Origin of the sequence: Lutibacter oceani, assembly GCF_003384935.1 — a bacterium.
GTDB classification, from domain to species: domain Bacteria; phylum Bacteroidota; class Bacteroidia; order Flavobacteriales; family Flavobacteriaceae; genus Lutibacter; species Lutibacter oceani.
Window position 1 is genome coordinate 844,854 of sequence record NZ_QTTQ01000010.1, and the last position, 23,768, is coordinate 868,621.

The window sequence follows — 23,768 nt, forward strand, 5'->3', positions numbered from 1 at the left end:
TGGCTTAAACCTTATAAAATGAGTACAAAAAAAATAATAATAGAACCTGTTACAAGAGTTGAAGGGCACGGTAAAGTAACTATAAAAATGGATGAAAACGGCAAGGTTGAAGATGCATTTTTACACATTGTAGAATTTAGAGGTTTCGAAAAATTTATTCAAGGCCATCCTTATTGGGAGGCACCTGTTTTAGTGCAAAGATTATGTGGAATTTGTCCTGTTAGTCACCACATTGCAGCAGCAAAAGCTATAGATCAATTAGTTGGTGTAGATCCTGAAAATTTAACTCCAACTGCTACTAAACTTCGAAGATTACTTCATTACGGACAAGTTTTTCAATCACATTCATTACACTTTTTCTATTTAGCTTCACCTGATATTTTATTTGGAATAAATGCCCCTGCAGAAAAAAGGAATATTGTTGCTGTAGCTAATGAAAATCAAGAACTCGCAAAAAAAGGAATTTTAATGCGAAAGTTCGGACAAGAAATAATAAAAGCCTTGGCTGGTAAAAAAATTCACGGAATTTTAGCCGTTCCTGGTGGTGTTCATAAAACATTTACTAAAGAAGAAAAAGAGTATTTCTTAGACGGAAAACAAATTCCTAATATTGATACTATGATAGCTTGGTCTAAAGAAGTTATAGACTTTATGAAAAACTATCATACTGAAAATGCAGCTTGGATTGATAATTTTGCTTCATATCCTTCAAATCATTTAGGGTTGGTAGATAAAGAAACTGGTGCACTTGAGCTTTATGACGGTAGACTTAGATCTGTTGATTTTGAAGGAAATGAGTTGTTGAATATTGAAGATATTGAATATCGTTATCATTTTAAAGAAGCCGTTGAACCTTGGTCCTATCTTAAATTTCCATACATGACAAAATATGGTAGAAAAGAAGGCTGGAATAGAGTTGGACCATTAGCGCGTATGAATACCTGTTCCAATATCACTACTCCTTTTGCTGAAATTGAACGACAAATTTTCAAGGCTTATACCCAAAACAAACCCAATAATATGACAATGCATACACATTGGGCTCGTTTAATTGAAATGTTGCATTGCGCTGAATTAATAAAAGAATTATTGTTAGATGATGATTTAATGGGTACAGATTTAGTTTCAAAAGGGACACCAAGAAATAAAGGTATTGGAATTATTGAGGCTCCAAGAGGAACTTTAATACATGAATATCATACTGATGATAAAGGCTTAATAACAAAATGTAATTTAATAGTTTCAACAACACATAACAATGAAGCTATGAACCGTGGCGTAAGAGCTGTTGCCAACGAAGTTTTAAGTGAAAAACCTGAGATTACAGAACCAATGCTAAATCAGGTTGAAATGGCGATTAGAGCATACGATCCTTGCCTAAGTTGCGCTACACACGCACTCGGACAAATGCCTTTAATAGTTCAATTAGAAGATAAACATGGAAACTTAATTGATGAAAAAATTAGATAAAACACTCATTATAGGAATAGGAAATAACACCCGCCAAGACGATGGGCTTGGTTGGTGTTTTTTAGATAACTTAGAAAAAGAAGGTTTTAATTCAGATAATTTATTATACAAGTATCAATTAATGGTTGAAGATGCTGAATTAATTGGAGAATATGAAACTGTTATTTTTGTTGATGCTTGTAAAACTGAACTTAAAGAAGGATTTAAGCTGGAACAACTATTTTCTGCTGAACAAGTTTCTTTTTCAACACATGCAGTTCCTCCAAATCAAATCTTAAACTTATGTGAAACTATTTACAATAAAAAACCTAAAGCATATATAATTAAAATTCAGGGCTTTAATTGGGATATTGAAATTGGATTAAGTAAAAAAGCATCATTAAACTTAAATAAGGCTCTCTTAAATTTTACTAAAAAATCTTTTAGTTAACAATCAAATTATCAATAAAAATGAATTAAATTTACATCAATATATTCGCACGCTACCACTTATTTTTTAAATTAATAATGCAAAAAGAATTTATTCCTAAATTATTTTTACTTCTAAAACAAGGGATCTCTAGGGAAACATTTAGTAAAGATATTATTTCAGGTATTATAGTTGGAATTGTTGCGCTTCCTTTGGCAATAGCTTTTGCAATAGCATCAGGTGTTTCTCCAGAAAAAGGAATCTTAACTGCTGTAATTGCTGGGCTGATAATTTCAGCTTTTGGTGGTAGTAGAGTTCAAATTGGAGGTCCAACTGGGGCTTTTATTGTAATTGTTTATGGTATTGTACAGCAATACGGTATAGATGGCTTAACTATTGCTACTTTTATGGCTGGGTTCATAATTATTGGAATGGGACTTGCTCGTTTAGGAAATTTTTTAAAATTTATACCCTACTCACTTATTGTAGGTTTTACAAGCGGAATTGCTTTAATCATCTTTTCATCACAAGTAAATGATTTTTTAGGGCTTCATATTTCGGATATTCCTGCTGATTTTATAGATAAATGGATCATTTATTTTAATAACGTTGGTAAAGTTAACTGGTACGCTATTTCAATTGCATTTGGTACTGTATTAATAACCTTATATTTTCAAAATTTAATAAAAAAAATACCCGGATCTATTATTGCAATTTTGTTATCAACCATTATTGTTCAAGTTTTTAAAATTCCTGTTGATACAATTGAGAGTAATTTTGGAGAAATACCTAATACTATTAGCTTACCATCTATACCTCATGTTGACTTTAATACAATTAAAGCTCTTATTCAACCAGCTTTTGCAATTGCTTTATTAGGCAGTATAGAGTCTTTACTTTCTGCCGTTGTTTCAGATTCAATGATTGGAGGAAAACATCGCTCAAATATAGAATTAATAGCCCAAGGAACTGCTAATATGGTAAGTGCTTTATTTGGAGGTATCCCTGCCACAGGAGCTATAGCAAGAACAGCTACAAACGTAAAAAATGGAGGAAGGACTCCTATTGCAGGAATAACTCATGCATTTGTTTTATTAGCAATTATGCTTTTATTTGCTCCATATGCAAAACTTATCCCAATGTCTTGTTTAGCGGGGATTTTAGTTGTTGTGGCTTATCATATGAGTGAATGGCGACAATTTAAATCCATTTTAAAAGGCAATAAAATGGATATTATAATTTTACTTACTACCTTTTTTCTAACAGTTATTTTCGATTTAATAATTGCTATTGAAATTGGAATTGTACTTGCTAGTTTCATGTTCATGAAAAGAATGAGTGAATCTATTCATATAAAAAATATTTCTTCTGAATTTAATGAAAGTGAACATCTTTTTGATGACGAATTATCCGATTTACCAAATGAAATACAGCTTTACGAGATTAATGGCCCCCTCTTTTTTGGTGCAGCTCGTCAATTTCAGGAAACAATTACTAATAACAAAAGAGATTGTAAAGTAATTATTTTAAGAATGCGTTATGTTCCAATAATTGATGCTACAGGTTTTCAAAGTTTGAAAGAAATTATAAAAACTTACAAATCTGAAGGTATTCTAGTAATACTATCTGGAATTCATTTAGACTTAAAAAATAGTTTTAGAAAAAATGGTATTTATGATCTTATTGAAAGAAAGTATATTGTAACAAATATTAAATCCGCAATTTCAAAAGCAAAAAAATATTTAAATCCAGATTTATAATTAATGTATTATTTCAATAAGATAAGTATAGGCATCCAAATTTGAGCTTCAGTACTTCTCGAATATGTATATCTAATTCCCAAAAGCGGTTAACACTAATTTTCTAAAACCGCCATAATCTCTATGTTCACATAAATAAATGCCTTGCCAAATACCCATATTTAATTTACCATTAGTAATAGGAATTTGAATTGAAGCACCTAATATTGAGGATTTTAAATGTGCTGGCATATCATCTGAACCTTCATACGTATGAATATAATATGGCATATTTTCTGGTATCATTTTATTAAAATGACTTTCAAAATCTGATCTTACTGTAGCATCGGCATTTTCGTTAATTGTTAAACTTGCAGAAGTATGTTTCATAAAAACTTGCAATTGCCCAATTGAAATCTTCTTTATTTCTGGTATTGAATTAATAATTTCGGAGGTTATTAAATGAAAACCTCTCTTAAACGGGTTTAATTTTATTTCTTTCTGATAAAAATTCATTTCAAACTATTTTAATACAAAATTTACAATTTCATCAGCAATTGCTAAACAAGATGTCGCTGCTGGAGATGGAGCATTTATGACATGGATATTATTATAATGCTTCTCAATTTTAAAATCATCAACCATATTGCCAAAATAATCAATAGCTTGTGCCCTCACTCCTGCCCTTACAGGTTGCACATCATTAACAGAAATACTTGGCATCATTTTTTGAAGTTCTTTCACAAATAACCGCTTAGAAAATGCTCTTTTATATTCATCAATTCCTTTTCTCCAATGTTTTCCAAATAATTTCCACGTTCCTTTAAATGCAAATGCTTCAAAAGTGTCTTTTAAACTAAAACTTGTTTTGTTATAACCTTCTCTTTTAAACGTAAATACTGCATTTGGTCCACATTCAATTCCACCATCAATCATTCTTGTAAAATGAACTCCTAAAAATGGAAATTTTGGATCTGGAACTGGGTATACCAAATTTTTAATTTTATGAAGTGCCTCAGGTTTTAACTCATAATAATCACCTCTAAAACCAACAATTTGCATATCTAATTTCAAATTATCCTTTTTAGCAACTCTATCAGATTGTAATCCTGTACAAAATATTATTTTTGAAGCGTTAAAATTCCCTATATTGGTTTTTAAAGTAGAAACTTCTTTATGTGAATCTATTTTTTTTACTTCGCACGATAAAAACAACTTACTATTTGAATTTATTTCAACTATTTTATTTACAAAAGTTGTACATAAGCCCACATAATCTATAATTCCAGCAGTTGGTACCCAAATTGCTTTTACACCTTCAATAAATGGTTCTTTTTTTTTAATTTCTTCTGAATTTAAATAGCAAATACCTGCAGTTTTATTTTTAATTCCTCGTTTATAAATGGTTTCTAAAACTGGTATTTCCTTTGTTGAAGTAGCAACAATAATTTTACCACAAATATCATGCAAAACATCGTTTTTTTTAGCAAACTCGACAAGCTGATTTAGACCATTGTAACAATTTTTAGCCTTATAAGATTCTGGTTTGTAATAAATACCAGAATGCATTACACCTGAATTTCTTCCTGTTTGATGTTTTCCAATTTTAATTTCTTTTTCTAAAATTGCTATTGAATTTTCAGGGAATTTTAATTGTAATTTATATGCTGTAGCCAATCCAACAACGCCTCCACCAACAATTATAAAGTCATAATTATTTAACATATTTAGTTTTTTTCATAAAACTTAAAGCAATAAATCCGGCAATAAAAAATACAGCTAAAATAAGAATGAATAAGCGCAATGAATTAGTAAATGATGTTACAACACCTGCAATTGCCATTCCAACAACAATTGCTATTTTTTCAGTTACATCATAAAAACTAAAATAGGTTGCATGGTCTTGAGTATTATCTGGAATTAGTTTTGAATACGTTGAGCGCGAAAGTGTTTGAATAGCTCCAAAAACCAACCCAATAAAACCTCCTAAAGCATAAAATTTTAAATAAACACTTGGATCATCTTTATGCAAGGTATATGCTCCAAAACAAGCAAATGCCCAAATAACAACTGTTATTTTTAATGCCTTTATATTTCCTATTTTTTTTGACAATCGTGAAAATAAAAATGCACCTAATATTCCAACTAATTGAATTAATAAAATGGTAATAATTAAGTTTTGATCTTCTAAACCTAAATCTTTAGTTCCAAAGGTAGAAGCTAATAATATTACTGCCTGAACTCCAATACTATATAAAAAAAATGAAATTAATAATATTTTTAATTGTCCTTGCGTTTTTATTTCTTTTAAAACAAGTTGTAACTCTCTATAACCTTTAAAGATAAAGTTTTTTTCAGGCTTTCTTTTAAAAGGATTATTTGGTAAACGACTAAATGTTATTTGAGCAAAACCAAACCACCAAATACCAACTGATAAAAAAGATATTCTTGCTGGTAATGTTGAATCAGTAATACCATAAAGTTCAGGTTTCATAACCATTGATAAGTTAAATGCAAGCAACAAAACCGACCCTGCATATCCTAACATAAATCCTTTTGCGCTAACTCTATCGTGATCTTCAGGGTCAGCTACTTCAGGTAAATAAGCATTGTAAAAAACAATACTTCCCCAAAATCCAATACTAGCTAACATTGAAAAAATGATTCCAACCCATATATTTTCCTTTCCTGTAAAAAAGAAAAGAGACATCACCGAAATAGATCCTAATAAACAGAAAAATTGCATAAACCGTTTCTTGTTTCCTGTATAATCTGCAATTGCAGAAAGAATTGGTGATAAAAAAGCAACTATTAAGAAGGACAGGCCTAAAGCATAAGAGTATAAAGTTGTATTATGCCAATGTGTACCTAAAAATTGTACATTTCCACCTTCATTTGTTACGGCTTCATAATACATTGGAAAAACCGTAGTACTAATTACTAATGAATAAACTGAATTAGCCCAATCATAAAATGCCCAGCCATTTATTAATTTTTTATCTCCTTTTTTTAACATAAACTTTATAAATAAAAACCGCCCTTTTTATTAAAGAACGGTTTACAATATACTAATAAATTAATTATTTTTTTTTAATTTGAAATAATCTAATTTACCGTGGTGGAAGCACTATATTTTTCAGCTAACTTAATAGCTTCAGGTAAAAATGCTTTTAAATTCTGAATTCTTGTTTGATTTGATGGATGTGTACTCATAAACTCTGGAGGAGCTTGATTAGCACCAGCTCTTTCACTCATTCTAATCCATACATTTACAGCTTCTTCGGGTTTATAACCTGCCATAATCATAAATACCATACCTAATTTATCTGCCTCAGTTTCGTGACTTCTACTAAACGGTAACATTATTCCAAATTGAGCTCCCAAACCAAAAGCTGTATTCCATATTTGCTGTGCTTTCGGATCTTTTTTAGCAGTTCCCAAAGCAACAGCTGTACCTCCTAATTGTAATAAAGAACCTGTAGACATTCTTTCTTGCCCATGTTTTGCAAATGCATGTGCTACTTCGTGCCCCATAACTGCGGCAATCCCATCTGTATTATCACAAATTGGTAAAATACCAGTATAAAAAACTACTTTACCTCCAGGCATACACCAAGCATTAACAGTTGGATCATCAATTAAATTAAATTCCCAACGATAACTATTTGCTTCACTAACCATATTATTTGATCTCATAAATTGATCAACAGCTTTTGATATTCTCATTCCAACAGACTGAATTTCATTAGTCATACCAACATCAGCAGAAATTTTATTTTCAGCTAAAAAACTTTCATATTGGGCAAAACTTGCCGGTAATATTTCAGCATCACTAACAAAATTAACACGTTTTCTACCTGTTATTGGAACTGTACTACAGCTAATTACAAATAATAACACTAATGTTAAGGAAATTACTTTTTTCATTTTTCAGATTTTTTTTAATTGATATTCTTCGCTTAAAGTAACAAATTCTATCTTTATAGTCAAATTAAATATTTTTTATGAAGAGTAATAACCCCTCCAAATCAAAATTAACAAATAATGTTCCAAAAATACCAGCTTCAATTATACATATAGGAAAATTTCTACAATTATTTATGCCACCGTTGGCAACTAAATACGCTATTCGGCTTTTTGCAACTCCTATAAAATATAAAACACCTGAACGTGAAAAAATGATGGCAAAAAGTGCTCAAAAGGAAATGGTTTTAATTCCAAATCTTAATAAAGAAGTTATGGTTTACAGTTATGGATACTCTAAAAGAAAAGTACTTTTAATACATGGCTGGTCTGGAAGAGGTACCCAACTATATAAAATTGCTGATAAACTTTTAGAAAACGGATTTATGACTATTAGTTTTGATGCTCCTGCGCATGGTAAATCAACTGGTAAAACAACCATGATGACCGAATTTATTGCAACGGCATTATTTTTAGAAGAAAAATATGGTCCTTTTGAAATTGCTATTGGGCATTCGTTAGGAGGAATGTCAACTTTAAATAGTGTAAAACAAGGTTTAAAAATTAATAAAGCTATAACAATTGGAGCAGGTGATATAATAACCGATATTCTTACAAATTTTGTTAATAAACTGGAATTTAAGCAAACAATGATTTTAAAAATGAAGCGTTTCTTTTTAAAAAAATTTGGTGAAGATATTGATAACTATTCGGCAAGTATAGCTTCAAAAGATGTAAAAATACCAGTTTTGGTAATTCATGATACAGAAGATAAAGAAGTGAGTGTAAGGTGTGGTTATAATATTCGTCAAAACTTGGAGCAAGGTGAAATTTTAATTACAAATGGTCTAGGTCATACACGTATTTTAAAAGATAACAAAGTTATAAATAGAATTATTGAATTTATAAAAAGAGATACTTAAAATGAATCGATTTTACATAATATTAATTGCTAGTTTATTAATTTCAACAACTAGTTGTTCACAACAAAAAAAGAACGAAAAAATGACTAAAAAAGTGATAAAAACAGAGGAAGAATGGAAACAAATATTAACTCCGCAGGAATATTTTGTTTTACGTGAAAAAGGTACAGATCGTCCAAGTGAAGGCGGTTTAACATCCCATTTTGAGAAAGGAACTTATCACTGTGCCGCTTGTGACACACAATTATTTGAATCAAACAGTAAATTTGAATCTCATTGTGGTTGGCCTTCTTTCGATGATGCAATTAAAGGTACTGTAGAATTTGTTTTAGATAAAAGTCACGGTATGATTAGAACTGAAATAATTTGCGCTGCTTGTGGTGGCCATTTAGGTCATGTTTTTAATGATGGCCCGAAAGAGACTACTGGTCAACGTTATTGTGTTAACACAACTTCAATAAAATTTGTTAAAGGAGAAACTAAAAAATAATATTTTCTAATTTAGAAAAAAATATTTAAAATGCACGAGTAATATAAAAACAAAAAGCACAGGTTTTAGCTGTGCTTTTCACTTATTTTAATACTGTTTTAATTATTTACTCCTATTCTCCATACTTGTGAATTAATAGTTTCTGTTGAAGCCTCCCAATCTTTTAAAGCATTGTCCCAACTGCCTTCGCCATAAATTTCTTCAAAATGTTTTTTTATACCTCCATCATCTTCATCCATTTCTGACCAAGTATCAAATGCCCAAACTATAGCAACATCTCTTCCATTTCCTTCAGTAAATTGATTATAATAAATACTAAAGTTTCCTGCTGCCTTTTTCTCATATGCAGCTTTAACTTTTTCTATAAATTCTTTAAATTTATAATTCTGCCCTCTTTTCACATTCACAAACCATATATTTTCAAATTTTGGTGCATCAGATGTGTCTCCACGGTAAGACAGTTTGTTATTATATCTCCAAAACTCATTTCTTCCATATTTTGCAACTTTTGGAGATACGTTTTTGTCCCAATCATTTGCGTGTGCACCTTCTGTAGGTCTGTTATCCAAATCTGAAAAAGTACAAGGACCCATAATCCAAACGTACCAACCTGTTTCTTTTCCGGTTAAAATTAAATCTAAAGATGCTTTAAAAACTCCTTCTTTATGAAATTTTTCATTGTGTGCTTTAACAGCGTCTTCAAAAGCTTTTTCCATTCCTATTTTGGGAAGCATATAGGTAATTTCAGCCATTCCATAGGATTCTTTTTCTTCCTGAGCATTTACAGTAAATGTAGTTACCATTAATACAAATACAAGCGTTGCAATAAAATTTGTTTTTGTTCTCATAGTTAAAATATTTATTAGTTAGTAAATTAAATATATATCAAATTATTTGATATCGAATTAATAATTGGGGAAGTAAATTGGAGTTAAAAGAAATAAAGTTTCAAATTTTTACTTATGTAACTTTAGTTGCTTTATAAGTCTAATATAGTAATTATTAATTATTTACAAAATATATTTCAAAAAAAATATGAATTATGGACAAATAGTTTCATGTATTATTCAATAAAAAACCTCTAACTTTTCATAAAAATTAGAGGCTATCTTAAAACAAATTTCTGATGTGTTAATCTATATAAACAGGCTTTGGAATTTCAATTTTATCGCTATGCATTTGCCATAATTTAAATCCTCCGGCAACATTTACTACAGAATTTAAACCATTGTGTTTTAAAATTGATTCAGCCAAATAACCTCGCAAACCTTTTTGACAAAAAATAATTATTGGTTTTTGCTTTGTTTTTATGGAATTTAAATACATTCTAATACTATCTAATGGATAATTAATTGCTCCTGGAATTGTTCCATTTTCATATTCAGCTACTGTTCTAACATCAATTAATGTATAATCCGAAGCATTATTTTTAGTTAAATAATTTTCTAATTCTTCTACAGATACCTGGGTACTTTTATTATTTAATATATTTTCTGCAACAAAACTTGTAACTACAACTGGATCTTTTGCTGGAGAAAAAGGCGGTGCATACGCCAAATCTAATTGTGCTAAATCAGATATTTTTAGTTTTGCATATATAGCGGTACTTAAAACATCTACTCTTTTGTCAACACCTACTTCACCAAATAATTCTGCTCCTAAAATTTCATCCGTTTCTTCGTCATAATAAATCTCAGTAATCAAATCTTTCTGACCAGGATAGTATCCTGGAGTTGCTCCAGCAATTGTTAAAACGGTTTTATAAGGAATACCCATCTGGCTTAAAGCTTTCGGATTTAAACCCGTTCTAGCCAATGTATAATCAAATACTTTTACAATGGCAGTTTTATAAGCACCCTTAAATTGAATATTTTTTCCAACTGCATTGGCTCCAGCTGCTCTACCAGCTTTGTTTGAATGTGTTCCTAAAGGAAAATAATCAAATTCATTCGTTTGCAAGTTTTTTATAGCTACATTATCTCCTGCGGCATACACATCTTTAATTGATGTTTCCATTTTCTCATTCACAATTAAAGCACCGTTTCCAATATGTTGAGCTCCATTTTGAAGTAATAAATCTGTATTAGGTTTTATACCAACACTTAAAATAACAAAATCAGTTTTTACAGATTTACCATTTTTAATTTTTACAGCACTTATTTTCCAGTTTTCATCCAATTCAAATTCAGAAACCAAACCCGAAGTAATTACTTCAATACCTTTTTCATTTAAAACTGTTTCTGCAAAATTCCCAAACTTTAATTGCCACATATTTAAAATTTGGTTATCACCTTCTATTAACGTAACATCTTTTCCTGCCTCACGTAAATTTTCAGCAACTTCAATACCTATTAAACCTGCTCCAATAACAGTAATGTGTTTTGATGTAGAAGCTAATCCTTCTTTGGTTATTTTATCAAAATCTACCATGGATCTACAAGTAGACCAATTTGTAGCTTTTTCAATATTTTTTATTGGAGGTACAATTGATTTTGCTCCAGTTGCAAAAACCAAAGTATCATAACCATAATCTCCAGTTTTTGAGTATACTATTTTATTTTCCGTATCAATTTTAATAATTCCTTCATTCAAACGAACATCAATATTAAACCGTGTTTTTAACAATTTAGGCTCAACCACTATTAAATTACTTCTATCTTCAATTACACCTGAAAAAGCGTAAGGCATCCCACAAGTTGCATAACTAATATTCGCTCCTTTTTCAAACAATATTATTTCTGCGTTTTCATCTTCTCTTCTAGCTTTTGCAGCTGCTGATGGTCCTGCTGATAAACCGCCTATTACTATTATTTTTTTCATTTTTATTATTAATTTTTATGCAAATTTTAGATATTTTTATTACATACAGCGTAATTAAAATCACTATTTCGTTTGCGTAATTCAAGTTACCTTTTATGTTATAAATAATACTTCAAAAATAGTAATCGCAATAAATTAACGCAGTTTATCAAGCATTTAAAGATTCATATAAATTCAATTAAAAAGTTATTTTATTTTAAAAATAATTAATATGAAAGAGCTAAGATAAAATGGCTTTTATTCAAATTATTTCTTATCCATTTTTATTATCTTTGCAATTCTAAAAATTGAAGCAAGAATATGTTTAATAATTTAAGTGATAAGTTAGATAAAGCTCTTCATGTACTAAAAGGACATGGAAAAATTACAGAAGTAAATGTTGCTGAAACTTTAAAAGAAGTTAGAAGAGCACTTTTAGATGCCGATGTTAACTTTAAAATAGCTAAAAATTTTACAAATACTGTTAAAGAAAAAGCCTTAGGTCAAGATGTACTTACATCTTTAAATCCAGGGCAATTAATGGTAAAAATTGTTAAGGATGAATTAACCTCTTTAATGGGGGGTGAAACTGTTGGTATAAACCTTTCAGGAACACCAACGGTTATTTTAATGTCTGGTTTACAAGGTTCAGGTAAAACAACTTTTTCTGGAAAACTTGCAAATTATTTAAAAACCAAAAAGAATAAGAATGTATTATTAGTTGGTTGTGATGTTTACAGACCAGCCGCCATAAATCAGTTACAAGTTGTTGGAGAACAAATAGGTGTTGAAGTTTATGCTGAAGTAGGCAATCAAAACCCTGTTGAAATTTCATTAAATGCATTAAAGCATGCTAAAGAAACAGGAAAAAATGTTGTAATTATTGATACCGCAGGTCGTTTAGCTGTTGATGAAGCAATGATGACCGAAATATCTAATATTCATAAAGCTGTTAACCCACACGAAACATTGTTTGTTGTAGATTCTATGACTGGGCAAGATGCTGTGAATACCGCAAAAGCTTTTAATGATATTTTAAATTTTGAAGGTGTTGTTCTTACAAAATTAGATGGTGATACACGTGGTGGTGCAGCTTTATCAATTAAATCTGTTGTTAATAAACCAATTAAATTTATTGGTACAGGTGAAAAAATGGAAGCAATTGATGTTTTCCATCCTGATCGTATGGCCGATAGAATTTTGGGAATGGGTGATGTTGTTTCTTTAGTTGAACGTGCCCAAGAACAATATGATGAAGAAGAGGCTCGTAAAATCCAAAAGAAAATTGCCAAAGATCAATTTGGTTTTGATGATTTCTTGAAACAAATTCAACAAATCAAAAAAATGGGTAATATGAAGGATTTAATGGGGATGATTCCTGGTGCCGGAAAAATGATGAAAGATGTTGATATTGATGATGATGCTTTTAAAGGTATTGAAGCTATGATACATTCAATGACTCCATTAGAAAGAACTGAACCAAAAACTATAAATGCTTCTAGAAAAAAGAGAATTGCAAAAGGTTCTGGAACAAGTATACAAGAAGTAAATCAATTGCTGAAACAATTTACCCAAATGAGTAAAATGATGAAAATGATGCAAGGTGGTGGTGGCAGACAAATGATGCAAATGATGAAAGGAATGGGAAAATAAAATTTAAAGCAAACTGAATATGTTTGCTTTTTTTATAACAAAAAACTACAAAAAATGATACTTTTAGACGGAAAAAAAACATCAGCAGATTTAAAACTTGAAATTGCAGCATCTGTTAAAAAGATAAAAGAAGAAGGTAAAAAAACGCCCCATTTAGCTGCAATTTTAGTAGGAACTGATGGTGCAAGTATGACCTATGTAAATGCAAAAGTAAAAGCTTGTGAATTAGTGGGATTTAATTCTACTTTAGTTGACCTGCCTGAAGAAACTTCTGAGGAGACATTATTAAAAGAAATTGAAAATTTAAATAATAATGATGATATTGATGGTTTTATTGTACAATTACCATTACCAAAACACATTGATGAGCAAAAAGTATTAATGGCTGTAAATCCTGATAAAGATGTAGATGGATTTCATCCAACAAATGTTGGAAGAATGACATTAGATTTACCATCGTTTTTACCTGCAACTCCATTTGGAATATTAGAATTATTAGAACGCTATAAAGTTGAAACTTCCGGAAAACATGTTGTTGTTATTGGAAGAAGTCATATTGTTGGTCGCCCAATGAGTATTTTAATGAGTCAAAAACGTAAAGCTGGAAATGCAACTGTTACTGTTGCTCATAGTAGAACTAAAAATTTAAAAGAATTTACTTTACAGGCTGATATTATTATAGCTGCTTTGGGTATTCCAGAATTTTTAACCGGAGATATGGTAAAAGAAGGTGTTACAATTATTGATGTTGGAATTACCAGAGTTGAGGATGTAACCAAAAAAAGAGGGTACCGGTTAGCTGGTGATGTACATTTTGAAAGTGTAAGTCCAAAATCAGCTTATATTACTCCTGTTCCTGGTGGTGTTGGGCCAATGACTATAGCTATGTTAATGAAAAACACTTTAATAGCATGTGAACTTAAAAGTTAACTAATAAATAAATAAATAAAAACATACTAAAAGCCTTTATTTAAATAAAGGCTTTTTTATTATTCTCTATTTACCAAATCAATAGAAAAAGCTGGTAAACAAATTGCTAAATATTCACACTCAGTTTCAAAAGGGTTTGAATACTGAATTCTTGCCCCTTTATTAATTTTAATAGATTGACCAGCTTCTAAAACAATAAGCTCTCCTTCAATATTAAACTGCTTTTTCCCTTTAATAATATAAGTATACTCATCAAAATTCGGAGTTTGAAATGGCTCACTCCAATAAGGTGGTGCTACCATATGTGCCACACTTATTTCCGATTTAATACTTGCATTTCCAAAATGTTCCTCAATTAATTTACCATCATCAGTTGGAACAACAAATGGAGTTTTTTGTATTTTATATTTTTTCATAAATAATAATTCTAAATTAATTCTTTTATTAAACTACTAAAATACTAAATATAAATGTCAATATAAATCAATTAAAAGTTGTAAATTAGTTATGATATTTCACCTCTAATAATTCTAATTAATTAAACTAATTAATATGAAACTTACATTTTTAGGTGGTGCTGGAACTGTAACCGGTTCAAAAATTTTACTTGAAGTAAATTATAAAAAAATTCTAATCGATTGTGGTTTATTTCAAGGTCTTAAAGAACTACGTTTAAAAAACTGGGAAACGCTTCCTATAAACCATAATGAACTTGACTTAGTTTTGTTAACTCATGCACATTTAGACCATTCAGGTTACATACCACTTTTAATAAAAAATGGATACAAAGGAAAAATTTATTGTACAAAGGCTACAAAAGATTTAACTGAAATTATTTTATTAGATAGTGGTAAAATTCAAGAGGAAGACGCAAAACGAGCAAATATTCATGCATATACAAAACATAGCCCTGCTGAAGCCTTATATGGTGTAAATGATGCAAAAAAAGCAATAACACATTTCAAAACTTTTGAATCTAACATATGGCATAAATTTAACGATGAAATAGCGTTTAAATTTATAAACAGCGGTCATATTTTAGGAAGTGTATTTGTATTAGTAAAAGTAAATGAAAAAATCATTACATTTTCTGGAGATATTGGCAGAACCGAACCAATTCTATTACCTAAATTTGAATACATAGAAAATACTGATTATTTGGTAGTTGAATCTACTTATGGAAATCGAATACATAAAGAAATTTCAATTTCTGATGAACTTCTAAAATATATAAACCAAACATACATCAAAAAAGGAATATTAATAATTCCTACTTTCTCAGTAGAAAGAGCCCAAGAAATTATATATTTATTAAGTATTTTAAAACGTGAAAAATCACTACCAAACATTCCAATTTATTTAGATAGTCCAATGGGAGTAAATGCTACTGAAGTTTATTTTAAATATCAAAAAATACACAAATTAACTCAGGAGGATATAAATAGTATGTTAAAAACTGTTCATTTGGTTAGCAATGTAAATGCGTCAAAAGCTGTTGTTAATGATAATTCTCCAAAAATTGTACTAGCAGGTAGCGGTATGATTACTGGTGGTAGAGTATTACATTATTTAGATAAATTTATTTCCGATAAAAAAAATAGTGTTTTAATTGTTGGCTTCCAAGCTGAAGGCACCAGGGGAAGAGCTTTATTATCGGGTGATTCTGAAATAAAATTCTTTGGAAAATATCATAAAATAAATGCTGAAATTTTTAAAATAAATGCCTTTTCTGGTCATGCAGATCAAAATGAAATTATGGATTGGTTAAAACATTTTAAATCACCTCCAATCTTAACTTTTATAAATCACGGGGAACCACACCAAAGTCAGGCTTTAAAAGTTAAAATAAGAACAGATTTAAATTGGAAATGCACTGTTGCTCAAATGAATAAAGAGTATTATTTGGATTAATTAAACCAAATTGTGAAGTATTTTATTCTTGCAATATCTGGTATTTGATCTATTGAAATTTCTTCTCTACTAAAACTATTTAAACCTAATTCCTTTTTATCAATTGAAATTGTGGCATTTAATTCATCAATAAAAAGTGTTGCCGAAGTTAATGTAGTTTCAACTTTATCTACCAAATAATGTTCATTTATTTCCTTAAACGTTGATTGTAAAGAAATTCCCTTTTCTGTTTTATAATTTGAATCAAAAATTTGAATACTTTTTATTTTAGACAATGAATCATTTTGAGAAGTTGGAACAATTTCTAACATTTTTTTTCCTTCTTTAGAAAAAACAAGAAACTCCTCGGTATCCACAGTGAACAATTTGTCTTTTAAAATATTATCGGTAATATTTGAGGATATGGAATCTTTCTTAAAAATCGAGTTTAATTCTTGAATTGTGGTTTGTTTATTTAAATAACCCACAGCACCTTTTTCAATAAGGAATTGGTTTTCCTTTCCACATTGTATAAATATTAAAGCAATTAATACAATGAAACATTTTTTTAACAATGACATAAATAAATTACAATTTTTATATAGTTTTAATATTAACGAAACAAATTAATTTTTATTTGAAAATTACATAACTCGCTTTAAAATACCCAAAACTCCTCTTATAAAAGTAGCACTTGTTACTACTTTCAAAATTGGGTTCATTCTAGTATTTTTACTAGACCTAGTTGATCTTGTTGATTTTGAAGCTTCTTTTTTCTTTTTGGCTACTTCTTCCTTTTCATTAATTGTCTCAATTTTTTCATTCAGAATTTCATAAGCACTATCTCTATCAATATTTTCATTGTATTTATAATACAATCGCGAATTATCAATTAATTGTTTTAACTCTTTATCAGATAGCACATCCATTCTACTCATAGGAGCACGCATCATTGTAGCAGCCAAAGGTGTTGGAATACCTTTTTCATTTAAGGCTGAAACAAATGCCTCACCAATACCTAACTGGGTTAATGCTTCATCAATATCATAATATTTAGAATCTGGGTAATTTTCCGAAGCTAATTTAATAGCTTTTCTATCTTTTGCTGTAAATGCACGCAACGCATGCTGAACTTTTAGCCCTAATTGTGCCAATACATCTTCAGGAACATCTTTTGGGTTTTGAGTTACAAAAAATAGCCCAATTCCTTTAGATCTAATTAATTTTACAATACTTTCAATTTGAGATAATAATGCTTTTGAAGCTTCTTTAAAAATTAAATGAGCTTCATCAATAAATATTACTAATTCAGGTTTACCACTGTCTCCCTGTTCAGGAAAAGTAGAATAAACTTCTGCTAATAATTGTAACATAAAAGTTGAAAACATTTTAGGTCGATCTTGTATATCTGTTAACCTTAAAATAGATATAATCCCTTTCCCTTCTTCATTTGTTCTTACTAAATCTTTTACATCAAAAGAACGTTCTCCAAAAAATAATTCACCTCCTTGTTGTTCCAACTCAACTAATTTTCTCAAAATTGCACCGGTACTCATTGTTGAAATTCTTCCGTATTCTGCTTGAATTTCATCCTTACCTTCTTCAGTTGAATATTGTAATATTTTTTTAAAATCTTTTAAATCTAATAATGGAAGTTTATTATCATCACAATATTTAAAAATAACAGAAACAATTCCACTTTGAGCTTCTGTTAAATCTAAAATTCTTGACAATAAAACTGGTCCAAATTCTGAAATTGTTGCACGTAATCTAACTCCTTCTTGCTCAGAAATTGATAAAACTTCAACCGGAAATTTTTTAGCTTCAAAAGGCAACCCAATTGCAGCATGCCTTTCATCAATTTTTGGGTGACCAGGACTAGGTTGTGCTAAACCGCTTAAATCACCTTTAATATCCATAAGCAAAACTGGAATTCCTTTTTCAGATAAATTTTCAGCCATTACTTGTAACGACTTCGTTTTACCTGTACCGGTAGCCCCAGCTATTAACCCGTGTCTGTTTAAGGTTTTTAATGGAACTTTTACAAAAGCATCTTTTATCGTTTCTCCATCTAACATTGCTGAACCAAAAGTTATATAATCGCCTTTGGTTTTATATCCTTCAGTAATATCAATAAAAAATTCTTCTTTTTTTCCCATTATTAAATATTTTCGATAAAAATAAGATATAAAAATCAAATTAAAAATTTCAATAGAAATTATATTCTATTTATTTATTATCAGCGCGAATGTCTATATTTGCACAATGATTGAAGAGCACATACAACAACAAATTAATAAAGGTGAAATGTTACCTTTAATGGAAGATTTTTACACAATTCAAGGTGAAGGCTTTCATACTGGAAAAGCAGCTTATTTTATTAGAATTGGTGGTTGTGATGTTGGTTGCCATTGGTGTGATGTAAAAGAAAGTTGGAATGCAGATTTACACCCTCCAACCAGTACAGATGTTATTGTAGAAAATGCCATAAAATTTGCCAATACAGTTGTTATTACAGGTGGAGAACCTTTAATGTGGAGTTTAGATTATATAACAAAAAAACTTCAATTAAATAACATAAAAACACATATTGAAACTTCAGGTGCATATAAATTAACTGGTACGTGGGATTGGATTTGTCTTTCTCCAAAAAAAACTAAGTTACCTCTTGAAGAAATCTATTTAAAAACAAACGAACTTAAGGTAATTGTTTACAATAAAAATGATTTTAAATTTGCTGAAGAACAAGCTAAAAAAGTTTCTGAAAATTGCGAATTATTTTTACAACCAGAGTGGAGTAATAAAGAAAAAATGACACCTTTAATTGTTGATTATGTTATGAAAAATCCAAAATGGAAAATCTCATTACAAACTCATAAGTATATAAATATTCCTTAAGATTCTTTAATTCTTTTTTTAACAATTTTATATATTTCACTAAATTGCTGATCTAAAGTTAAATTTGAATTATCAATTTCAATTGCATCATTTGCTTTAATTAAAGGAGAATCATCACGGGTAGAATCAATATGATCTCTATATTCAACATTTTTTAGTATTTCTTCAAATGTAACTTTATCACCTCTTTTTATCAATTCATCAAACCTTCGTTGTGCTCTTTTTTCAGCTGATGCATTCATAAAAAGTTTTAATTCCGCATTTGGAAAAACTACAGTTCCAATATCTCTACCATCCATTACAACACCTTTTTTTTTTCCCATTTGTTGCTGTTGCTCAACTAACTTTCGTCTTACTTCAGATATTTCAGCAATTCTACTAACAAATTTGGAAACATCTAAGGTTCTAATTTCATTTTCAACATTTTCATTATTTAAATAAATTTCACCATAACCAAGTTTTTCATTAAACTTAAAACTTAAATCAATATTATCTAAATCATTTATTAAGTCATCCTTTTTTAAATAATCCTCGGTAATAAATTTATTTCTCATTGCATATAGAGTAACAGCTCTATACATCGCACCAGTATCAACATAAACATACTTTAATTTATGCGCTAATTGCTTTGCAATAGTACTTTTACCTGTAGAAGAAAAGCCATCAATGGCAATCGTAATTTTTTTCAATTTTATATATATTTATTGTACAAAGAAAATAGAAATATAAATAATATAGTAATATTTCAGGCATTTTTTATGAAGTACTTTCAACAACCTTCAATTTAACTATATCTAATTTATTGTTTTGTATTAGAATATTTTTTTAAATTTTTATTTAACTGATCTATCTTTCTATCTACTAAATAATGTACTGAGTTTTTTGAAAAAGATTTGTTTTTTAATAATTTACCTGCAGGATGTCCTAAAAGAATTTCAATACCTTCATTAATATTGGAAACGGACCATACATGAAATTCTTTTTCTTTAACCGCATTTACAATTTCTTGTTTAAGCATTAGGTTTTGCTCATTACTTTTAGGAATTATTACACCTTGTTCTCCAGTTAAACCAACTTGCTTACACACTTCAAAAAAACCTTCAATCTTCTCATTTATTGCACCAACAGGTTGAACTTCACCTTTCTGATTAATAGAACCAGTTACCGCAATACCTTGTTTTATAGGTAGTTCTGAAAGGCTAGATAAAATGGCATACAATTCTGCACTTGAAGCACTATCTCCCTCAATTTCAGAATAGCTTTGTTCAAAAACCAAACTTGCAAAAAGGCTTATTGGTTTATTTTGAGCATATTTTTCGAGCAAATATCCTTGTAAAATTAAGACGCCTTTAGTGTGAATTGGTCCTGCAAGTTTAGCCTCCCGTTCAATATCAATTAACCCTTCTTCACCTGAAGCTATACAAGCAGTTATTTTATTTGGTTTTCCAAAAATAATATCTCCTAAATCTAAAACTGATAAACCGTTAATTTGACCAATTTTTGATCCGCTAAGTGGAATCATTAACTGATTTTGTTTAATCATTTCATTAATTTTTTCCTGTATAAGGTTAGATCTAAAATACTTGGCATCTATAGCCTTATTTATATATTTTAAATTAATTTTATCTTTCGATTCTAACTTTGCATAATGTTGTGCCTCAATTAAAATGTTACTAATCTCTCCAAATTTTAAAGACAGTTTATTTTGGTCATGAACCATTCTAGATGCCTGTTCAATTACACAAGCAATAGCTTTTTCATCTATTGGAAATAATTCGTTTTCTTGTTCAATTTTGTAAATAACACCAGCAAAATCCTTTATATTTTGAGTAGAGTATTCCATAGAAGTATCAAATTCTGCTTTAACTTTAAATAGTTCTTTAAAATCTTCATCGATTTGATACAATAGATAATACAATCTAGGAGAACCTATTAAAATTATTTGAATATTAAGTGGAATAGGATCTGGTTTTAAACTTTTAGTACTTAAAAAACCATAAAGTTCGCTAATGTCTTCAATCACTATTTCATTATTTTTTAAGGCTCTTTTTAAACTCTCGTATGAAAAATAATTTAAAAGAAGTTCTTTTAGAGGAATAATTAAATAACCTCCGTTTGCTTTATGTAAAGCACCACCCCGTATAAGCGTAAAATTAGTAATGTAGGTACCCATATCTGATTCGCGCTCAACTTTTCCAAAAAGATTATTATAGGTTGGATTTAACTCCATTACAATTGGAGCTCCTTTTAAATCAGAATTATCAGAAATAACATTAACCTGATATTTCAAAAAACGTTTATTATCGTTTAATGCAATTTTTCCTTTTAAACCTGAACCATCTAAAAATTCACTCAAATTATTAATAATATCACTTTTAACATCATTTAAAAAATAAATTACATCATTAAATTTTTTGTATTTATTTAAAAAATCTTGTAATAAAGTTTCAATAGCATACAGAGCAACATTTTCCTCTAATTGGAATAAAGAAGCTTTACTTTCTTTTTCCAAATCAAGATTTTTTCTTAATAAAACAAATAACTCCTTTTTAAATTGTTTCTGTTTTTTAAGTAATTCCTCTTGCTTATTTTTATCGAGTTTTTGAAATTTTTTATCAATAATTGGTTCTCCTTTTTCATCTATTGGTATTACTATAATTTCTATTGGAGTTCTTCTTATTGCAAAATTATTATCCTTTGCTTTTTGGTATATATTTTTAAATAATTTAGCTTCCTTTTGCTTAAATGTATCAATTATTTTTTCTCTTTTATCAGCATATTCCTTACTCTCAAAGGCTTTTAATAAAGCTTTCTTAACTTCATCAATTAGCAATGATATTTCTTTTTTAAAAATTTCCCCTCCTCCTTGGGGTAAGGTAATTTTTTTTGGACAATATGGATCTTTAAAATTGTTAACATAACATAAATCGCCTGGTGATTTTTCTAACTTAGCTTTTTCATCTAAAAAATAATTAACAGCTCTAAGTTTACCACTACTCGGGTATCCTGAAACATAAATATTAAATCCACCACTTTTATTTCCAATACCAAATTCTAATGCTTTTAAAGCTCTTTGTTGGCCTATCAATGGTTTTTTTTGATATTCTTCTCTTATTTGACTCCAATTTAATGTAGAAGAATCTAAAACTTTCCTTAATTTTTCAGGAGTTAATTCCTTTTCCATATTATTATCATTAGTTATCAATTAAGAAATTACATAAACCAATTAACAATAAAAATGATAACGATCAGTAAATGATATTTTTTATAAAAAGAAAAAGTGGAATTAATTAGTTTTATAAATCCTAATTTAAATCTATACTTAAGCTAAAAGTACTTGCATTTGATGCTGGGTGATATTTAGAAAATGCATAATTAAATTTCATTTTTTTCATTTTTAAACCAAAACCAGCAGTAAATCCAGAAAAAGTTCTTTCATCAACTAGCATTAATTCTTTAGAACGCCTAAAATTATATCCCAACCTTATATTAAATGCGTTTTCTGAAAACAATTCAGCACCAATTGATAAATGTCTAAAAGCATTATCAAAAAAAGTTATATTTTCCTCTGTTGCATTACCGTCAATATCAATAATTTCATTTGAAGGATTACTGACTGCAATATTCCATTTTTGTAAATTATCAAGTGTTAAATGCCATGTAATTGGAACATTCTCCAATTTATATGATGCTCCAAATTCTATTTGAGTTGGTAAATTTTCTCTTACTTCATCATAAGCACTCACTTGGTATCCAATATTTCTAATAACTAGCGTAAAAACATATGGCTGAATTTCATTAAAATAAATAAAACCCATATCGGCTCCTACTCCAAATGAAGAATAATTTTCAATCACTGAATTTATAAATTTAATATTGCTTCCAATATAAAAATCTGAATTTTGAAAATTATAAGAGTACCCAACTGAAAAAGATAGGTCATATGCTCTAAAATTACCAGTTTCAATTCCATCCTCATCAGCACCAATAAAATTTCCATAATTTAAATAGTTAATTGAAGTATGAATTGTACCAACTTTCTCATTAACAGTATATGCGTAAGAAGCAGTTCCCAAACTTAAATCCGCCAAATAATTCATATAACTTACAGACAATTGGTTGTGTAAATTTTTATTAATTGTTGAAGGATTCCAAATTGGTTGATTAACATCATCCATCAATGTTAAAACTTTACCACCTAAAGCTGCTTGCCTAGCAGATCCAGTTAAATTAATAAAATTATATATACTCTCACCTCCTACTTGAGAAAATAAATTAAATGAAATTAGAAATAAAAGGAAAATAATTTTTTTCATATTTTAAAATACAAAATAAAACTAATTAATGTTTAAAACATTAATTTTTCGAATTAATTTTATCATTATTCACAATAAATAAAATTAATATTTTATATTTTTTTGAATTAATCTTCATTTAAAGATGCAAAACATTTTTTCGCCCTAGTTATTCAGTAACTACTTCAAGATAAGAATCGCTTAATTATTTATATAATTCATTTTAGATAAGAGCAAAAAAAAACCTTCAACAATTAAGTTGAAGGTTTTTCAAAAGAAAGGCGGTGACATACTCTCCCACCTAGTGGC

The 23,768-nt window shown here is 29.0% G+C and carries 21 protein-coding genes; 9 read left to right on the forward strand and 12 right to left on the reverse strand.

Annotation, left to right across the window (positions count from 1 at the left end; genetic code table 11):
* The first annotated feature begins 18 nt into the window (after positions 1 to 18).
* The 3 genes from BX611_RS09205 (at position 19) to BX611_RS09215 (ending at position 3,639) form a co-directional block, all read left to right on the forward strand.
* A complete protein-coding gene (locus BX611_RS09205; protein ID WP_115880397.1) occupies positions 19 to 1,470 on the forward strand; it encodes a Ni/Fe hydrogenase subunit alpha in 1,452 nt (483 codons plus the stop codon).
* Positions 1,454 to 1,900: a hydrogenase maturation protease gene (locus tag BX611_RS09210; protein WP_115880399.1), complete on the forward strand. Its 447-nt coding sequence runs from the start codon at positions 1,454 to 1,456 to the stop codon at positions 1,898 to 1,900. Before BX611_RS09205 ends, BX611_RS09210 begins: the two co-directional genes overlap by 17 nt.
* Positions 1,901 to 1,977: 77 nt before the next feature.
* Positions 1,978 to 3,639, forward strand: a complete 1,662-nt coding sequence (locus BX611_RS09215) for a SulP family inorganic anion transporter (RefSeq protein ID WP_115880401.1) — start codon at positions 1,978 to 1,980, stop codon at positions 3,637 to 3,639.
* A 72-nt stretch (positions 3,640 to 3,711) separates the two neighbouring features.
* Here BX611_RS09215 and BX611_RS09220 read toward each other — a convergent pair whose 3' ends face one another.
* From BX611_RS09220 to BX611_RS09235, 4 genes are all read right to left on the reverse strand, one after another.
* The gene (locus BX611_RS09220; RefSeq protein ID WP_115880403.1) at positions 3,712 to 4,134 is read right to left on the reverse strand and encodes a secondary thiamine-phosphate synthase enzyme YjbQ; all 423 of its coding nucleotides are present in this window, start codon (positions 4,132 to 4,134) and stop codon (positions 3,712 to 3,714) included.
* A gap of 6 nt (positions 4,135 to 4,140) precedes the next feature.
* Entirely contained in the window at positions 4,141 to 5,343 is a 1,203-nt protein-coding gene (lhgO, locus tag BX611_RS09225; RefSeq protein ID WP_115880405.1) for an L-2-hydroxyglutarate oxidase, read from the reverse strand.
* Positions 5,333 to 6,634 (reverse strand): MFS transporter, encoded by a 1,302-nt coding sequence (locus tag BX611_RS09230; protein ID WP_115880407.1) that lies wholly within the window; start codon positions 6,632 to 6,634, stop codon positions 5,333 to 5,335. Before BX611_RS09230 ends, lhgO begins: the two co-directional genes overlap by 11 nt.
* Positions 6,635 to 6,723: 89 nt before the next feature.
* Positions 6,724 to 7,545 carry a M48 family metallopeptidase gene (locus BX611_RS09235; RefSeq protein WP_115880409.1) on the reverse strand — a complete coding sequence of 274 codons (822 nt, stop codon included), beginning with the start codon at positions 7,543 to 7,545 and terminating at the stop codon, positions 6,724 to 6,726.
* Positions 7,546 to 7,622: 77 nt separating this feature from the next.
* On the opposite strand from BX611_RS09235, the gene BX611_RS09240 reads away from it, so the two are divergent.
* Both BX611_RS09240 and msrB read left to right on the forward strand, forming a co-directional pair.
* On the forward strand, positions 7,623 to 8,504 hold the full coding sequence (locus BX611_RS09240; RefSeq protein WP_115880411.1) for an alpha/beta hydrolase: 882 nt from the start codon (positions 7,623 to 7,625) through the stop codon (positions 8,502 to 8,504).
* Position 8,505: 1 nt separating this feature from the next.
* On the forward strand, positions 8,506 to 8,994 hold the full coding sequence (gene msrB / locus BX611_RS09245; protein WP_162879992.1) for a peptide-methionine (R)-S-oxide reductase MsrB: 489 nt from the start codon (positions 8,506 to 8,508) through the stop codon (positions 8,992 to 8,994).
* Positions 8,995 to 9,092: 98 nt separating this feature from the next.
* Here the strand turns inward: msrB and BX611_RS09250 are convergent, their stop codons facing one another.
* A complete protein-coding gene (locus tag BX611_RS09250) occupies positions 9,093 to 9,842 on the reverse strand; it encodes a hypothetical protein (RefSeq protein WP_115880413.1) in 750 nt (249 codons plus the stop codon).
* A gap of 283 nt (positions 9,843 to 10,125) precedes the next feature.
* Positions 10,126 to 11,814, reverse strand: a complete 1,689-nt coding sequence (locus tag BX611_RS09255; protein ID WP_115880415.1) for an FAD-dependent oxidoreductase — start codon at positions 11,812 to 11,814, stop codon at positions 10,126 to 10,128.
* A 300-nt stretch (positions 11,815 to 12,114) separates the two neighbouring features.
* Between BX611_RS09255 and ffh the strand changes: the two genes are divergently transcribed.
* Together ffh and BX611_RS09265 are read left to right on the forward strand one after the other, a co-directional pair.
* Positions 12,115 to 13,446 (forward strand): signal recognition particle protein, encoded by a 1,332-nt coding sequence (gene ffh / locus BX611_RS09260; RefSeq protein WP_115880417.1) that lies wholly within the window; start codon positions 12,115 to 12,117, stop codon positions 13,444 to 13,446.
* Positions 13,447 to 13,500: 54 nt separating this feature from the next.
* Positions 13,501 to 14,376 (forward strand): bifunctional 5,10-methylenetetrahydrofolate dehydrogenase/5,10-methenyltetrahydrofolate cyclohydrolase, encoded by an 876-nt coding sequence (locus BX611_RS09265; RefSeq protein ID WP_115880419.1) that lies wholly within the window; start codon positions 13,501 to 13,503, stop codon positions 14,374 to 14,376.
* Between the two features lie 59 nt (positions 14,377 to 14,435).
* Here BX611_RS09265 and BX611_RS09270 read toward each other — a convergent pair whose 3' ends face one another.
* A complete protein-coding gene (locus BX611_RS09270; RefSeq protein ID WP_115880421.1) occupies positions 14,436 to 14,792 on the reverse strand; it encodes a cupin domain-containing protein in 357 nt (118 codons plus the stop codon).
* A 136-nt stretch (positions 14,793 to 14,928) separates the two neighbouring features.
* Between BX611_RS09270 and BX611_RS09275 the strand changes: the two genes are divergently transcribed.
* Entirely contained in the window at positions 14,929 to 16,287 is a 1,359-nt protein-coding gene (locus tag BX611_RS09275; protein WP_115880423.1) for an MBL fold metallo-hydrolase RNA specificity domain-containing protein, read from the forward strand.
* Here the strand turns inward: BX611_RS09275 and BX611_RS09280 are convergent.
* Both BX611_RS09280 and BX611_RS09285 read right to left on the reverse strand, forming a co-directional pair.
* Positions 16,284 to 16,847 (reverse strand): hypothetical protein, encoded by a 564-nt coding sequence (locus tag BX611_RS09280; RefSeq protein WP_240324933.1) that lies wholly within the window; start codon positions 16,845 to 16,847, stop codon positions 16,284 to 16,286. The two genes, BX611_RS09275 and BX611_RS09280, sit on opposite strands and share 4 nt — an antisense overlap.
* A 63-nt stretch (positions 16,848 to 16,910) precedes the next feature.
* Positions 16,911 to 18,425, reverse strand: a complete 1,515-nt coding sequence (locus BX611_RS09285) for a helicase HerA-like domain-containing protein (RefSeq protein ID WP_115880425.1) — start codon at positions 18,423 to 18,425, stop codon at positions 16,911 to 16,913.
* Between the two features lie 106 nt (positions 18,426 to 18,531).
* Between BX611_RS09285 and BX611_RS09290 the strand changes: the two genes are divergently transcribed.
* On the forward strand, positions 18,532 to 19,164 hold the full coding sequence (locus BX611_RS09290; protein WP_115880427.1) for a 7-carboxy-7-deazaguanine synthase QueE: 633 nt from the start codon (positions 18,532 to 18,534) through the stop codon (positions 19,162 to 19,164).
* Here the strand turns inward: BX611_RS09290 and cmk are convergent.
* From cmk to porQ, 3 genes are all read right to left on the reverse strand, one after another.
* Positions 19,161 to 19,853: a (d)CMP kinase gene (gene cmk, locus BX611_RS09295; RefSeq protein WP_115880429.1), complete on the reverse strand. Its 693-nt coding sequence runs from the start codon at positions 19,851 to 19,853 to the stop codon at positions 19,161 to 19,163. The genes BX611_RS09290 and cmk overlap by 4 nt on opposite strands.
* Before the next feature lie 110 nt (positions 19,854 to 19,963).
* Positions 19,964 to 22,348: a Lon protease family protein gene (locus tag BX611_RS09300; protein WP_115880431.1), complete on the reverse strand. Its 2,385-nt coding sequence runs from the start codon at positions 22,346 to 22,348 to the stop codon at positions 19,964 to 19,966.
* Between the two features lie 121 nt (positions 22,349 to 22,469).
* Positions 22,470 to 23,480 (reverse strand): type IX secretion system protein PorQ, encoded by a 1,011-nt coding sequence (gene porQ / locus BX611_RS09305; RefSeq protein WP_115880433.1) that lies wholly within the window; start codon positions 23,478 to 23,480, stop codon positions 22,470 to 22,472.
* Positions 23,481 to 23,768: the final 288 nt, after the last annotated feature.

Bases quoted from the DNA above. Each gene is read 5' to 3' on its own strand.
- BX611_RS09205 (WP_115880397.1), top strand. From the start codon at position 19: ATGAGTACAAAAAAAATAATAATAGAACCTGTTACAAGAGTTGAAGGG.
- BX611_RS09210 (WP_115880399.1), top strand. From the start codon at position 1,454: ATGAAAAAATTAGATAAAACACTCATTATAGGAATAGGAAATAACACC.
- BX611_RS09215 (WP_115880401.1), top strand. From the start codon at position 1,978: ATGCAAAAAGAATTTATTCCTAAATTATTTTTACTTCTAAAACAAGGG.
- BX611_RS09220 (WP_115880403.1), bottom strand. From the start codon at position 4,134: ATGAATTTTTATCAGAAAGAAATAAAATTAAACCCGTTTAAGAGAGGT.
- lhgO (WP_115880405.1), bottom strand. From the start codon at position 5,343: ATGTTAAATAATTATGACTTTATAATTGTTGGTGGAGGCGTTGTTGGA.
- BX611_RS09230 (WP_115880407.1), bottom strand. From the start codon at position 6,634: ATGTTAAAAAAAGGAGATAAAAAATTAATAAATGGCTGGGCATTTTAT.
- BX611_RS09235 (WP_115880409.1), bottom strand. From the start codon at position 7,545: ATGAAAAAAGTAATTTCCTTAACATTAGTGTTATTATTTGTAATTAGC.
- BX611_RS09240 (WP_115880411.1), top strand. From the start codon at position 7,623: ATGAAGAGTAATAACCCCTCCAAATCAAAATTAACAAATAATGTTCCA.
- msrB (WP_162879992.1), top strand. From the start codon at position 8,506: ATGAATCGATTTTACATAATATTAATTGCTAGTTTATTAATTTCAACA.
- BX611_RS09250 (WP_115880413.1), bottom strand. From the start codon at position 9,842: ATGAGAACAAAAACAAATTTTATTGCAACGCTTGTATTTGTATTAATG.
- BX611_RS09255 (WP_115880415.1), bottom strand. From the start codon at position 11,814: ATGAAAAAAATAATAGTAATAGGCGGTTTATCAGCAGGACCATCAGCA.
- ffh (WP_115880417.1), top strand. From the start codon at position 12,115: ATGTTTAATAATTTAAGTGATAAGTTAGATAAAGCTCTTCATGTACTA.
- BX611_RS09265 (WP_115880419.1), top strand. From the start codon at position 13,501: ATGATACTTTTAGACGGAAAAAAAACATCAGCAGATTTAAAACTTGAA.
- BX611_RS09270 (WP_115880421.1), bottom strand. From the start codon at position 14,792: ATGAAAAAATATAAAATACAAAAAACTCCATTTGTTGTTCCAACTGAT.
- BX611_RS09275 (WP_115880423.1), top strand. From the start codon at position 14,929: ATGAAACTTACATTTTTAGGTGGTGCTGGAACTGTAACCGGTTCAAAA.
- BX611_RS09280 (WP_240324933.1), bottom strand. From the start codon at position 16,847: ATGTCATTGTTAAAAAAATGTTTCATTGTATTAATTGCTTTAATATTT.
- BX611_RS09285 (WP_115880425.1), bottom strand. From the start codon at position 18,425: ATGGGAAAAAAAGAAGAATTTTTTATTGATATTACTGAAGGATATAAA.
- BX611_RS09290 (WP_115880427.1), top strand. From the start codon at position 18,532: ATGATTGAAGAGCACATACAACAACAAATTAATAAAGGTGAAATGTTA.
- BX611_RS09300 (WP_115880431.1), bottom strand. From the start codon at position 22,348: ATGGAAAAGGAATTAACTCCTGAAAAATTAAGGAAAGTTTTAGATTCT.
- porQ (WP_115880433.1), bottom strand. From the start codon at position 23,480: ATGAAAAAAATTATTTTCCTTTTATTTCTAATTTCATTTAATTTATTT.